Origin of the sequence: Mycobacterium sp. (assembly GCF_052144515.1) — a bacterium.
In the GTDB taxonomy this organism is placed as follows: domain Bacteria; phylum Actinomycetota; class Actinomycetes; order Mycobacteriales; family Mycobacteriaceae; genus Mycobacterium.
In genome coordinates this window covers 1-13,105 of record NZ_JBKQQD010000143.1, presented here as the reverse complement: position 1 = coordinate 13,105, position 13,105 = coordinate 1, and the positions used below count along the sequence as shown (strand labels likewise).

General features: G+C 67.8%; 11 protein-coding genes. 4 read left to right on the top strand and 7 right to left on the bottom strand.

All coding sequences use genetic code 11. The features are described from left to right. Positions 1–55: 55 nt before the first annotated feature. The 7 genes from ACLP9N_RS08435 to ACLP9N_RS08405 form a co-directional block, all read right to left on the bottom strand. Positions 56–820 (bottom strand): hypothetical protein, encoded by a 765-nt coding sequence (locus ACLP9N_RS08435; protein WP_442406967.1) that lies wholly within the window; start codon positions 818–820, stop codon positions 56–58. A 59-nt stretch (positions 821–879) separates the two neighbouring features. Then, positions 880–1,443 (bottom strand): RNA polymerase sigma factor SigM, encoded by a 564-nt coding sequence (sigM, locus tag ACLP9N_RS08430; protein ID WP_442406966.1) that lies wholly within the window; start codon positions 1,441–1,443, stop codon positions 880–882. 73 nt (positions 1,444–1,516) lie between these two features. Then, positions 1,517–5,020 (bottom strand): lipid II flippase MurJ, encoded by a 3,504-nt coding sequence (locus ACLP9N_RS08425; protein ID WP_442406984.1) that lies wholly within the window; start codon positions 5,018–5,020, stop codon positions 1,517–1,519. A gap of 107 nt (positions 5,021–5,127) precedes the next feature. Beyond that, complete coding sequence (locus ACLP9N_RS08420) at positions 5,128–7,506, bottom strand: hypothetical protein (RefSeq protein WP_442406965.1); 2,379 nt, start codon at positions 7,504–7,506, stop codon at positions 5,128–5,130. Then, positions 7,503–8,234: an NUDIX hydrolase gene (locus ACLP9N_RS08415; RefSeq protein ID WP_442406964.1), complete on the bottom strand. Its 732-nt coding sequence runs from the start codon at positions 8,232–8,234 to the stop codon at positions 7,503–7,505. Before ACLP9N_RS08415 ends, ACLP9N_RS08420 begins: the two co-directional genes overlap by 4 nt. A gap of 154 nt (positions 8,235–8,388) precedes the next feature. Then, positions 8,389–8,637 carry a hypothetical protein gene (locus ACLP9N_RS08410; protein ID WP_442406963.1) on the bottom strand — a complete coding sequence of 83 codons (249 nt, stop codon included), beginning with the start codon at positions 8,635–8,637 and terminating at the stop codon, positions 8,389–8,391. A gap of 11 nt (positions 8,638–8,648) precedes the next feature. After that, complete coding sequence (locus ACLP9N_RS08405; protein WP_442406962.1) at positions 8,649–9,002, bottom strand: hypothetical protein; 354 nt, start codon at positions 9,000–9,002, stop codon at positions 8,649–8,651. Positions 9,003–9,346: 344 nt separating this feature from the next. Here ACLP9N_RS08405 and ACLP9N_RS08400 point away from each other — a divergent pair, with 344 nt between their 5' ends. The 4 genes from ACLP9N_RS08400 to ACLP9N_RS08385 form a co-directional block, all read left to right on the top strand. Beyond that, the gene (locus tag ACLP9N_RS08400) at positions 9,347–10,789 is read left to right on the top strand and encodes a CCA tRNA nucleotidyltransferase (protein ID WP_442406961.1); all 1,443 of its coding nucleotides are present in this window, start codon (positions 9,347–9,349) and stop codon (positions 10,787–10,789) included. Between the two features lie 24 nt (positions 10,790–10,813). Next, positions 10,814–11,323: a pullulanase gene (locus tag ACLP9N_RS08395; RefSeq protein WP_442406960.1), complete on the top strand. Its 510-nt coding sequence runs from the start codon at positions 10,814–10,816 to the stop codon at positions 11,321–11,323. A gap of 16 nt (positions 11,324–11,339) precedes the next feature. After that, on the top strand, positions 11,340–11,396 hold the full coding sequence (locus ACLP9N_RS08390) for a hypothetical protein (protein WP_442406983.1): 57 nt from the start codon (positions 11,340–11,342) through the stop codon (positions 11,394–11,396). After that, positions 11,378–13,105: putative alpha/beta hydrolase (locus ACLP9N_RS08385; RefSeq protein WP_442406959.1), on the top strand; the 1,728-nt coding region annotated here is incomplete at its 3' end. The genes ACLP9N_RS08390 and ACLP9N_RS08385, both read left to right, overlap by 19 nt.

Genomic DNA, 13,105 nt, shown 5'->3' with positions numbered 1-13,105 from the left:
AGGCGGGGGTGTTCCCGCACGCGTCGTGCCCACCCTTCAGGACCCCGCGAGACCCTTAGGCGCGGGGGATCTGGGTGCTGACCAGCAGACCGGTGTCCGCCGCGCTGCAGTTCAGCGCCACCGCGAAGACCGTCAGGCTGTCGGGCGTGTCGCCGGGCAGCACCAGCACCACGCCGGGGCGGGCATTGATGTCGATCGGCTGCGCGCCGAGCACCCGGGTGGATGCCGGATAGCCCAGGCCGGTCAGGCAGGACGCGCGCCGCGCCGGGTCGTTGAGCGGGCCTGCGGGCGGGCCGTAGTCGGGGCTGCGGTCGAGCAGGCCGAGGATCTGGGCCTGCGACAGCGGGATCGCCATCGGCGGCGTTGACACCGTGATGTGTTCGGCCGTTATTTGCGTGCTCGGAGTGGGCGTGGGCGCGTTGACCAGTGCCGCCGTGCCCAGCCCGATCGCAGCGACCGCCGCGCACGTCCCGGCCACTCCCGCGATCAGTCGGGCGGGCCGCGCGTGCGGACGGGCCGAGTGCGCGGCGCCGCCGGTCCACGAGCCGCTCGCTGAGCGCAGCGCCGCGGAAATCCGGGCGGCAACCGCTGGCGGCGGCTCCGGCGCCGAGGCCGGGTCGGCGCCCACGGCGGCCACATCAGTGCGCACCCGGTTCAAGGCGCGAAGCGCGGCCTGCGCGTCCGGATCCGCGCGGACTTGCCGGCGCACCCGGGCGGCGGTGTCGTCATCGAGTAGACCGGCCTGCAGGTCGGCGAGCAGTTCCACCGTCAGCGGCGGGTGCGCACCCCCGGCGGGAGGATCTTCGTCGCCTGCACTCATCCGCCCCAGTGTCCGCCATGCACAGTGTGAGGGCCATGCACAGCCCCCGGAAGGCGGCGCTACCGCTGACCGGCAGGGGTGTTGAGGTAGCCGAGCAGCTGCACGAGCCGGGCGCGGCCACGGGCGCAGCGGCTCTTGACGGTGCCCTCGGCGACGCCCAGCATGCGGGCGGTGTCGGCGATCGAGCAGCCCTGCATGTCGACAGCCACCAACGCCGCCCGTTGCTCGACGGGAAGCCGCATCAGCGCCTGCTGCACCGCGATCGCCGTCTCCACCTGAACCGTCCGATCGGCTACCGGGTAGACGTCCTCGAGCGGGATGGTCGGGCGGCCTTTGGCGCGGCGCAGCCGGTCCAGGCAGGCGTTGACGACGATGCGATGCAGCCAACTGTGGACCGCGGCGTCGTGCCGAAACGAGCCGGCGCAGCGATGCGCCGAAAGCATGGCGTCCTGCAAGGCGTCTTCAGCGTCCTCGGGGGAGCGGGTGGTCAGCCGCGCCAGCCGGTGCAGCTGCCGTCGGTGACGGTGGAACAATTCGGCGAAGGCGTAGCGGTCCCCTGCGACGTGAGCGGCCAGCAGCTCGGCGTCACTGCGTTCCTGCTGGGTGTTGCCCCCGAAGCCCACGGCCGGGACAGTAACCAATCGGTTGGCACGCAGCACTTCACCCGCAAGGGCGCGCGCACCCGCCTCAGAGCTGTTAAGAGGCCGCCTGAATCGTGATCTCCGAGATCTCGGCGCGGCTCTTACCGTCGAGCGTTCCCAGCGTGGAAATCCACACCAGCAGGTTCGATGTCGAGTCGCTCGAATTGACCTTGATGACATTATGACCAGGTTTGAGCGCCGTGGCTGGACTCAGCACCTTGGTGTCGTCCAGCGTTGCCGGCGCCGGCGTCGACGCCGAACGAATCTCCACCTTGGTCCCGGTGCTGGCGACGTCGATGTTGACCACGCCCACGACGGTCGGCTTGGGCAGCTGCAACATCAGCCCGACGCCCTTCTTGAAACTGGGGAACGGGACAGCGTCTGAATAGATGTCGGTTTGCCAGGAGGTGGCCGGGTCACCGTCGATCGCCTGCCCGGCCTGGCCCGGGTTGTCGGCGTCGCCGTCGGGCGAGAACACCGTGGCCTTGGTGGGTTTGACGAAGCTGCCGGCAGGTGCGGAGCTGGCCTCCGACGACGAGCTCGATGAGGTCGGCGTGTTCAGGCCGAGCTTGTCGTTGTTGAGGCCACCGCCCAGGTTGCCGAAGATGCCCTTGACCACCGACGCCAGCACGAGCAGGGCCACCACGATGATCGCGGCGCCCGCGCTGAGACCGATGATCAGGTTGCGGCGCCGGTGCCCGAACACGCCGTATTCCCGCGTGGCGGGCTGGCGGGGGGAAGCTGGCGGCGGCATTTCCTCAATCGGGCCGAGCACCTCGGTGCGGTCGGCGACCGCGGTCGCCTGTTGCAGCAGGTTCAAAAGCGTTGACGCACTGCGTATTCCGCCGTCTTCTTGCACCGCCCGGACGGCGACCGCGGAAATCTGAAAGGGGATGTCGCGATCGATGACGGCGGGTTCGACGGGAAGGCCCGCGGAATCCCGCTTGGCTTGCGCCAGCCCGCTGCGCACCCCGAACTCGCGCAGCGGCCACCGGTTGACCAGCAGGGCGTACAGCGTGGCCCCGATGCCGCGGATGTCGTCTTGCGGGTTGGCGTCGGGCATCGTTGCCGGGTAGGCGAGCACGACATCGCCCTCGATGCTGACGCGTACCCGGCTGGGGTGGTCGACGGACAACGCGACCCCGGCGCGGTGGGCCGCGTCGGCGGCCGCGGCCAACGATTGCATCGCGCGGATGGCACCGACGGGCGACGGGGAGGTGTCGGCGACCTCCTGCAGTGAACCGCCGCGAATCCACTCCGAGACCACCAAGCCGCCAGACCCTGTGTGGATGACGTCGAGTATTCGGGCGACGCCGGGTTTGTCGATCCGGCTGAGCCGCAAGGTGCGGGACAGAATCTCCTGCAGCACCTCCGGGGGGAGGGCCCCGTCGGGGTCGACGAAGGTCAGCGCCACCTGTCGGTCCAACGCGGTGTCGAGCGCTTGCCAGAACTGCAACGGTGGCGCGCCGCCGTGGAACACCAGCAGCCGATAGCGGCCATCGGCGATACGGGCGCCGGGAACTAAGTGGACGTCGTCTGGGTGCGGCCCGGGCCCAGCCTCGGCAGAAAAATCGCCGTTCACCTGGTCAGACGGGCGCGGCTGGGACGCAGGGCCAGGCTCGGGGTCGGCCGGAATGTCTGGCTGGAAGTCGTCGGCGGCCGGCCGGGGCAGCTCGGCGCCTGACCCGAAGCCGGATCCGGCGCTCTCCCGTGGGCGGTCTGTCACCTCCGGTCCTTTCGCTATCCGGGCGCTGGGTGCCCGTTCCGGAGGCCTGCGCCGGATCGGCTCCTGGACCGCTTTTGCCACCGGCTGGGAGGAATTTCTCTGCTCAGGGTACGTGACCGCACTACGCCTCGACGATTGGTCCGGCGGAGTTGGGCTGGGAAGCCGCAACGCGCCACGCCGGCCGGTGATTCGGCGCCGCACCACGCCGAGCGCTGCTTGCGCCTCGGGAACCTGCGCCCGGAGCATGACCACGGCCATGATCGGCAGCATGATCGTCGCCAGCACCAACAGTCGCAGCAGCGAACCGGCACCGCCGCCGTGGGCTGTCCACTCGCCCAGGCCCAACAACCGATCGGCCACGTGCGCCAGCAGCCCGGCGAGCAAGGACGCCGCAACGGTCACCAGGACGGTCCGTACTTCCTGGACGCCCACCAGCTGGCCGCCGGCTGGCAGGAGTGCGTGCCGCAGCAGGTAGTAACCGACGATCGCGCCGGTCAGGAACCCGAGGCCGTTAGCGAGCCCGAGGTAGGCGGCGACCAGCTTCGGGTCGTGGGTGACGTGCGGTGCCAGCAGCGAGCCGGTGATCTTGACGGCCGTGATGACCAGGATGATCACGATCGGCGTCCACGGCTGCTCGCGGGCGTAGAACACGCGAAGCTGCAACAGCACCAGGCCGTACGGGATCAAGGTGAACGCCGACATGGCGACCGCGGCGCCCAGGTAGCCCGCATCGACCCCGCCGAAATGGCCGTAGGCGAATAACGCACTGCCGATCGCCGGTCCCCCGACGGTCATGAACGCCACGATCGGGATCAGCGTGATCAGAGTCAGCCGGGTAGCCAGCGACAGGTCGGCGAGTACACCACGGGTGTCGTTGGCGGCGGCGTTGCGGCTCAGCCGCGGCATCACGACCGTGAGCACCGTGACCCCGATCATGCCGAACGGCAGCATCAGGACCAGCCAGGTGTAGTTGTAGATCGCCGGGCCCGACGCAGCCGCGGTACTGGCGATCTGGTTGCCCACCACCAGGCCAAGCTGACTGATCACCACATAGAGCACCATCGCGGCGGCCATCGTGCCGAAGCGCTTGAGCCGCTCGTCGATTCCCCACATCGGGCGCAGGCTGATGTGCTCGCGCTTGATGGCGATCAACAGCACCGCGACCTGTGCGAACACGCCTAAGTTGGTGCCGATCCCGAGCACCAGCAGCTTGGTGTTGCCCATCTGGACGGGATCGACGGACAGCTCACCGGGGACCGCCAGGTAGACGAGCAGGGTCGTGATCGCGACGAGGTTGTTGACCACGGGCGCCCACGCCGTCGCCCCAAACCTGTTGCGGGTGTTAAGGATTGCCATGAACACCGACGTCAGGCCGTAGGCGAGCACCTGGGGCAGCAGCAGGTAGGCGAAGGCGGTGGTCAGGGGCTCGTTGACCTGCGGATTCCGACCCAGCATCAGCCGCACCAGCAGCGGCGCGGCCAGTACCGACAGCGTGGTGGCGACCAGCAGCAGCATGGTCACCAACGTGACCAGGCGCCGCACGAATGCCGCACCGCCGTCGGGGTCCGCCTGCTCGGCGCGGGTCAGCACCGGCACGAAGATCGCGGTGAACGTCGCCTCCAGCACGAGCGCGGCGATCAGGGTGGGTAGCTGATTGGCCACCGAGAAAGAGCTGGCCAGCGCGGCGCCCAGGATGGCGGCCAGCAACACAATCTTGGCGAAGCCGGTGAGCCGGCTGATCAGGGTTGCGAATGCCATCGCCCACGACCGCGAAACCAGCGCGGCGTCGGACAGCTCGGGCCGCTGACGCGACAGGTCCGGCACGGGAGGAATGGGCCCCGTCGGCGGCGAGGCCGGGTCGCGGCGAGACCGGGGCGGTCGCTGTTGCGGTGGGTATCGCTGCGGGGCTGGTGGCCGGGCCCGCTCGGGAGTGGAGGACGTCAAACTCGGTTCTTTTCATTCACCCGACGGTCGACCCTGTCGGTGCGTCGGGCGGCGGGCGGGTCGGGGCGGTCGAGGTCGGCGCGATCGGGTTGGCCACGGAAGCGGTGCCAAAGCCGTCGTCCGGCCAGCACAACCAGCACCGCGGCTGCGGTCAGCGTGATCGCGAACAGCACCTTGCCGTAGGCGTTGGAGTGCACGGACAACCGCACCGGCTCACCCAGTCGCATCCCATCCGGTGTCCGCAGCGTGACGTCGATCGCGACCCGCTGGGTGAAGTTCACTTCGATCGGCACCCGCAGCGGCAGGTATCCCGGCGGCAGCTCGACCTGGCCCACGTCGGTAACCCTCATCCCGGGTGGTGCGTCGACCTGCAGCTTGACCCTGATGGGAACGGCCAGGCCGTTGTGCAGCGCCAGCGGAAGGGGACTGTGCTCGGTGGCCAATGTGTACGAGCCGCCAGGGTTGACGATCGTCACCGCACCGAACAGATCCCTGATCGTGTTGCCGACGACGGTCAGGCGCTGCTGGGCCAGCCCGTTACGGGTATCGGGCGGCTCGGATTGGCTCAGGGCGCGCAACATGTCTTCGCGCAGCGGCGCCGTGTACTGGATGCCGGTCAAGCCGGTGCGCTCGTCGGTGGTCAACGCCGCGGTCAATCCCCACAGGCGGCCGACCTGGCCGGCGATGTCGGCGGTGACGTCATCGTTGAACCGGCCGCGGGCCGAGGCGTAGGCGCTCACGGACTCGGGTGGCTCATTGTGAGCCGCGGCGTCGGAGATCACCGCCGGCAGCGGCCGTGCCACCGCCAGGCCGGACCGGATCGCCGTGGCCAGGGTGGTCAGGATGACCTGCGCGTCATCGGCCTGCAGGCTCCACACCGCAGGCGGCACCAAGATCTGGGTGCGCGGGACGACGTCCCGGTCCAGGGCGTGCCAGAGCATCGAGCCCAAGGCGTCTTGGCGGCGCGCGGTGTCGGAGTCGTGTGCCAGCCGAACGGTCAACGCGGAGTCCGCATAGGTGGGGAAGGTCGGGGTGGTCCCGGCCGCAGCCAGCGCGGCGCCGACGGCCGGGTCGAACGGCGCGACCACGACTTGCGCTGACAACCGCCGGGGCGCGGTGTCGATGCTGGCGGACGAGCCGTTAGCGGGGTCCTGGGCGGAGAAGTCCGCGGCCGCGATCGCGACGGTGCCGGTGTTGCCGCTGAGCAGGTTGACCGCGCTGCTGGTCAACGGCCCGTCGGGCAGCACGGTGGCCCCGCGGGTGGAGGCGACGTCGAGAATGTGGTCGACGATGTCGCCGGCGCTGCTGGCGGCTGCGCTCAGCCCCGGATCGTGGACGCGTTGCAAGGCATCCAGATCGGCTTCCGCGTAGGGCAGCGGCGTCACGCAGGTCCGGTGGGCCAGCGCGCGCAGTCGGCCCAGCCAGGTGGTCGCGGCGGCCTGGCCGGTACCGGGGTGTGTGGGGGTGCCCGGTTGTTGGGCGGAGCCGTCGGGGGAGTTGGACACGACGTAGCCGCCGGTCATCGCGTTGACGGTCACCAGCAGATCCGGGTCGACAGCCAGACACAGCGCGCGGCCGACCGCGCCGTCGGGGTCGACGTCGTGGCTGGTGGCGACCTCGGCCGCGGACAGCAGGATGTCCAGCCGGCCGCCAGTGGCCAGCGATGTCGCCAAGTCATCGTCGACCAGTCGCACCGGGATGGTGCCACCGGGTACGCCCGGGGACAGCCGGGGCCGGTCGGCTAGGGGCCACAGCATAGTCAGCCAGACGGGTTTGGAGGTGTCGGGCGCCACGGCACCGTCCAACGCGTCGGGTTTGTCGGGTGGGACGCCGATCACGGGCAGCAAAAACCGCGCGTTGTCCAGCCGGGCGGGCGCGCCGTAGTCGGGGGTCCCGTTGACGTTGACCAGCACCGGGTAGATCCCGGGTTCGTCGATGGCCAACGACGGCTTGGTCACCGAGCGCACCGGGGCGGACAGGGTAAAGCTGGCTTCCTGCCCGCGCTGCAGTTCGGGCGCCACCGTGAGGAAGTCCGCGGCGGGGCGGTATTGATCGGTGCCGCCGTCCAGGGAGGTGCGCAAGTCGACCGATGAGGTGACGGCGCCGGCGTGCTCGAGCCGCACCATCACGTCGCGGACGGGCCGGTCACCGATGTTGGTGACCATGCCGCTGACGGTGACGACGGCGTCGCTCGTGGTGGTGACCACATCCGGGGTCACCTGATCGATGCGCACGAGGACGAACGGCGTCGCGGTGGGCTCGCCCGCCGCCGCGTGCGGCGTCAGCCCGGTAAGCACCCCCCCAAAACCGGCCACGATGCCGACCACTGCGGCGAGGCGCAACAAGCCGGCCCACCGGAGTCGCCGCACCGTCACGTCCCCGGCCCGTGACCGTTCTTCCGGCCCGCCGGGGGTTCGTCGGAATGGCGGGTGCGCGAATGCGTCTGGGGTCGGCGCCGTGGCGAACTCGGCGGCAACGGCGGAAGTGCGGCGGGACCGTCGCTCTGCAGCTTGTCGATCAGGTCGTCGGCCACCTCGGCCAGACGCCGCTCGTCGGCGTAGGCCAGCCGCGACGGCAGCTCGCGCATCGGTACCCACGCGACTTCGGCGACCTCGAGGTCCTCGTCGCACAACTCTCCGCCGGAGAACCGCATTAAGTAATGGTGCACCGTCTTATGTACCCGACGACCGTCGGTCACGAACCAGTAGTCGATGCGTCCCAACGCGGCCAGCACGCTGCCGCGAATTCCGGTCTCCTCGGCGACCTCACGAATGGCGGTCTGCTCCGCGGTCTCGCCCATCTCGATGTGACCCTTGGGTAGCGACCACAGCATCCGACCGCGCCGGTCGATGCGGCCGATGAGGGCCGCGACCTGGGATTCACGGGGCCCGTCGAGACCGTCGATGACCAGGCCGCCGGCGGAGGTTTCGTGCACGGTGCGCAGCCGTTCCGGCCCGCCACGCGGAGAGCGGGCGCGGTGCGGTTTCGGGGCTGTCGATTCGCTGGCCGCTTGACTGGCCGTGTTTTCGGCCGAACCCGCAGCACCAAAGCCGCGACGCCTACCCCGGCGCCGACGTGGTTTGGCTTGTTCGCCGTCCGACACCCAAGCGATAGTAGCTGGCACGTGCCGGTCTTCCCGGACATACTCGCCGCTAGTCCGGTGCGCGACCGCGCGCCAGGCTTTATCTGGCGCCGTCGCGATCGTTGTCAGATCGGGCCTATCGCCTTCGCGATAATCCAGACGGGGATAAAGATAATCAGCGAAAGTGGCCCTGACAGGCTGCCAAACAGCATTCCGCGGCCAACCTGACCGATTTTTCCGGGCCCCTCGCAATAAGCGCGGACAGCGCCATATATGCGAGCACTTCCGGCAGAACTAACACGATTGAATAAGGAATCAAGAGCCACGTGAAGAGACCCACAATGAGGATATGTACCAGCGCCACCACGAAGCTGACGGGGCCATAACGGTTCTTTGATTTGTCAACCGCCGAAATGTCCTTCATTACAAGGCCTTTCAGCGCAAAATTAAGTAAGCATAGACAGTCGCGCCGATAAGGACGACGGCGGATGAGCCCGTGAGACTGAGGGCAAGAGCGCGATGACGCGGTGCCGGCGACTGCACCAATGCGGCGAAGAACACCAACGACGTCAGCATTGTGCAGGCCGTTGCGGTGAGCATCCAGGCGCGTTCGCCCTCATAAGCGCTATGCGTAGCGAACGGTAACTTACCCAATGCCCACATGGCGAGGAACAGCATCCCCAACACGACTTGGACGAGGAACGGTGCTGACCACGTCGCGGTGCGCCAGGCGCGGCCATCCAGATCACGCACCCAGGCAAAAGACGGTAAGGGCATACGCTGGCTCACTTTCTCCGGTTTTAAAACTGGGTTGCGCCACCGGAGAGTGGAGGCACTGATGGTGGGTCGGTGACCGGGCCGAACTCTGTGGGTGGCAGCGGAGCAGGCACGTCGTTGGGCTGGCCGGCCGCTTTGGAGGGTGGCGTGAGTTTCCACGGGTCGCCGCCGGCAAACATGACCAGTGCGCCCCGGCTTATGTACCGGAGATGCATCGCACCGCCCTCAACCGCTCCCCCTATCTGCCGCGTGCAACGCTACTATCGCTCCTCGGCCGGTGAATTCACCTTGAAGCCCGGCAGCGGCTCGTCCCGGCCCCCGTCGTCGCCGAACCAACCCGACTAGGCTTTTCGAACGTGCCCGAAGCCGCCCAGGATGCCGAGCTGCTGACCGCGGCCGCGGTCGCCTTGAATAGGCATGCCCCCCTGCTGTGTGAGCTGTGGGCGTTGTTCGATGCCGCTGGCCACGAGTTGTACCTGGTCGGGGGTTCGGTGCGGGATGCCTTGCTGGGCCGACTGAGTCCCGACTTGGACTTCACTACCGACGCCCGCCCGGAGCAGGTTCAACAAATCACGCAGCGATGGGCCGACAACTTGTGGGACACCGGAATCGAATTCGGGACTGTCGGCGTCGGCAAGGGTGACCGACGGTTGGAGATCACCACGTTCCGGGCCGACACCTACGATCAGGTGTCACGTAATCCCGAGGTGCGTTACGGCGACCGCCTCGACGACGATTTGGTGCGCCGCGACTTCACCGCGAATGCGATGGCGGTGCGCATCACGTCGAACGGGCCGGGCGAATTCCTTGATCCCCTAGGCGGTTTGGCGGCATTGCGGGACCGCGTACTGGACACTCCGTCGGCACCCTCGGTATCGTTCGGCGACGACCCATTGCGGATGCTGCGCGCCGCGCGGTTCGTCTCGCAGCTGGGCTTCACGATCGCGCCGCGGGTACGGGCCGCGATCGAAGAGATGGCCCCACAGCTGGCCCGCATCAGTGCTGAGCGGGTGTCAGCCGAGCTGGACAAGCTGCTGCTTGGCGACGACCCGGTCGCCGGTGTGGACCTGCTGGTGCAGACCGGCATGGGTGAGGTGGTGCTACCCGAGATCGGCGGCATGCAGATGGCCATCGACGAACACCATCAGCACAAAGACGTCTACCAGCATTCGCTGACCGTGCTGCGGCAGGCGATCGCGCTGGAGGATGAGGGCCCGGATCTGGTACTGCGCTGGGCGGCGCTGCTGCATGACATCGGCAAGCCCGCCACCCGCCGCCACGAGCCGGACGGCGGGGTGAGCTTTCACCACCACGAGGTGGTCGGCGCCAAGATGACCCGAAAGCGGTTGCGGGCGTTAAAGTATTCCAAACAGATGGTCGAAGACATCTCGCAGCTGGTGTACCTGCATCTGCGCTTCCACGGCTATGGCGACGGGAAGTGGACCGATTCCGCGGTGCGCCGCTACGTAACCGACGCCGGACCGCTGCTGCCCCGGCTGCATAAGCTGGTGCGCGCCGACTGCACGACGCGCAATCAGCGCCGCGCCGCCCGACTGCGGGCTAGCTACGACCAGCTGGAGGCCCGCATCGCCGAACTGGCCGCCCAAGAGGATCTGGCGCGGATACGTCCCGATCTGGACGGCAACCAGATCATGCAGCTGCTCGATATCCCGGCGGGTCCCCTCGTCGGTGAGGCGTGGTCGTACCTGAAAGAGCTCAGGCTGGAGCGCGGGCCATTGACCACCGAGGAGGCCACCGCGGAGTTGCTGGCCTGGTGGCGATCGCGCGGGAACCCGTAGTGGTGTTGCGCCGTCAGACAATTCGTGGACTATTGCCTCGCCGGTGACGACGGCGCCGCGGCCATGTGGAACGGCCAGCCCGACCTCGACCTGGATAGTGACGGTCGGCTCGATGCGATCAGCCTGGATTTCGACGGCGACGGGATGCGCGACGACGCGCTGGCGGATTTCGACGGCGACGGGCTGGCCGACCATGCCGTGCTCGACCTGAACAATGACGGCACCCCCGAGGCGTTCTTCACCGATGACGGAACAGGGACGTGGGCGGTAGCAGTAGACCGAGGCGGGCAGTTGCGGTGGTTTGGGCTCGACGGGGTCGAGCACACCGGCGGTCCGTTGGTCGACTTCGACGGTTACGGGCGTCTCGACGACCGATTGTTCGATACCGACGGCAACGGGGTGGCTGACCGAGTGCTGTGCGCCGGTGAGCACGGCGCGACGGGATACGTCGACACGGACGGTGACGGCCATTGGAACGTCCGGTTGACCGACACCAACGGCGACGGTCTCGCCGACGGCGCCAGTTCGTTGTGACAGCGGATTCACGGGCATGGATGAGCGCAACGCCGCCGACCTGCGGGCCGTGCGATGCGGCTGCGATACATAAGCATTCCTTATCTGATCGCCGAGGTCGGCGGAGATCCCTGGGTGATCAACAACAGCCTGCAAGCGGGTCGCCCGGCGCAGATTTGCGCTCTCGCGCAGGCGTTTCGCGACGCCGGTGGGTACACCGGCGAAGCTAATGCGGCGTTCGACGAAGCCCGTCGGCGCTTCGAGGCGTCCTGGAACCACGAGAACGGCGATCAGCCGATCAACGACTCCGCGGAATTGCAGCGCGTGACCAGGTCGCTAGAAGCGCAGTCCGTGCAATTAGCCAAGATCGGGATCGATCTGGAAACCGTCGCGACCACCCTGGCTCAAGCGCAACGCAGCGGCGAAGTGTTGATTTCGACAGTGGAGGCCCACCTGCAGCACCTCGACAGCCAGGTCGGCCGGGCGGCGGACCTCGGCAATTGCGTCCAGCTCGCCCCGGTTGATGAATCGGCGCTTGATGCGCTCATCTCCGATCTCGAGCAGGGCGCCATTGATGGCACCAAAGCTGTTCTGGCGCAGCTTTACTCGCTGCGCGGCAGCTACTCAGACGTTTTGCGGAAAACACTGGACACCGTGGTCCAGCAGTCGGTGGATGCACCGGGGGAACCGAAATCCGAAGCCTTGATTCAGCTTCCGACAGCGCGAACGACCGCCGAGGATGTCAACAGGTGGTGGAGATCGCTGAGCCAAGAGCAGAAAAATCGATTGATCGCCGAGCGTCCACCGGATCTGGGGAACCTCAACGGCATTCCGGTCGACTTCCGAAGCCAGATCAACGAGGGCGTGATGAACGACGACCTGCATCGCGTGGCGGACATCGCCGAGCAGTACGGCGTGTCCGTCACCGATGTATTGAGCACCCCCGGCAACTGCGGGCTTTCGGCGTCGGCGATCGTTCGGTACAGCAACGCCCGTCGCACCCGAGAAGGCCTTGCCACATCCGCGGGGGCGAAGGGCCTGCGGGGGCATCCTCCCGAGGTGTTCCTCTTGAGGTATCAACCCGAGGCATTCGGTGGGGTGGGGGCTGCAGCCATCGCGATAGGCAACCCGGACACAGCCGCCAACACCGCGGTTTTGGTGGACGGGTCGGGTTCAGGTGTGTGCGAGGGAACGCTTGCCGACACCGATGGCGTGCGTCTGTATGAGGAGTCCACCCGCGCCGACTGGGCCAAGCAAACCGCGGTGGTGATGTGGGTGGGCTACGACGCGCCGAATACCCTGTTCGACCCGGGCCTGTACCAGCCGAATCTGGCTCGTACCGGGGGCCGGCTATTGGCCGCCGATGTGAACGCCTTGGCGGTCACCCACCAGGGGGAACCTACCCACATGACGGTGGTCGGCCACTCCTACGGATCCACCGTGGTTTCGGATGCGGCGACTTACGGGATGCGTACAAACGATGTGGTGCTGGTCGGCTCGCCGGGCACCGACCGGGCGCATTCCGCTGCGGACTTCCATCTGTCGCCGGGTGGGCATCTGTACGTCGGGGCGGCCTCGGGAGACGCGGTCACGTGGTCTCCTGGTCGTGTGCGGCCCGGCTTGATAGGTCCTACATTAGGGGGACTCGGAGAAGACCCCTCCGTCGACGGCTTCGGTTCGGTCCGTTTCAAAGCCGAAGTTCCCGGTTACACCGCCAACCCGATCTACGACCATCTTCACTACTTTGACGACGGGTCGGAGTCGCTGTTCAGTGTCTCCGATGTGGTCTCCGGGCATGGTGAT